The organism is Lachnotalea sp. AF33-28 (assembly GCF_003477885.1).
GTDB lineage: Bacteria > Bacillota > Clostridia > Lachnospirales > Lachnospiraceae > AF33-28.
Genome location: NZ_QUEE01000044.1, coordinates 1 through 514, shown reverse-complemented (window position 1 = coordinate 514; position 514 = coordinate 1). Strand labels below are relative to the sequence as shown.

The following is a 514-nucleotide window of genomic DNA, read 5'->3' as shown; positions in this document are numbered from 1 at the left end:
GGTTGTCAAAGAAGGGGCCAGAGCCCGTGAATACGAGGATGCGCTGCAGTGGCTGGTAGATGCTCGACTGGTGCATAAAATCTACCGCAGCTCTGCTCCCGGCCTTCCTGTGGCTGCTTACGATGACCTGTCTGCCTTTAAGATTTATCTGGTGGACGTTGGACTGATCCGCCGTCTGGCACAGTTGGCACCTACTGCTTTCGGTGAGGGTAACCGCCTGTTCACCGAGTTCAAGGGCGCATTGACCGAGAACTTTGTGCTGCAGACTTTGGTTACACAATTTGAAGTAATTCCTCGCTACTGGACACAAACCAACCCTCCGTATGAGGTTGATTTCCTGATCCAGCGAGAGAATGATATTTTTCCTGTTGAAGTCAAATCCGAAGCTCATACATCCAGCAAGAGCCTCAAGAAATTCAAGGAACTGTTCCCAGATAAGGTCAAGCTCCGTGTACGCTTCTCCCTGGATAATATGAAACTGGATGATGATGTGCTGAACATTCCTCTGTTCATG

General features: G+C 49.6%; 1 protein-coding gene. It reads left to right on the top strand.

Annotated features, from left to right (window positions below; translation table 11 throughout):
• On the top strand, positions 1-514 hold a 514-nt coding region (locus DWZ56_RS22590), incomplete at both ends, for a DUF4143 domain-containing protein (RefSeq protein WP_147369468.1).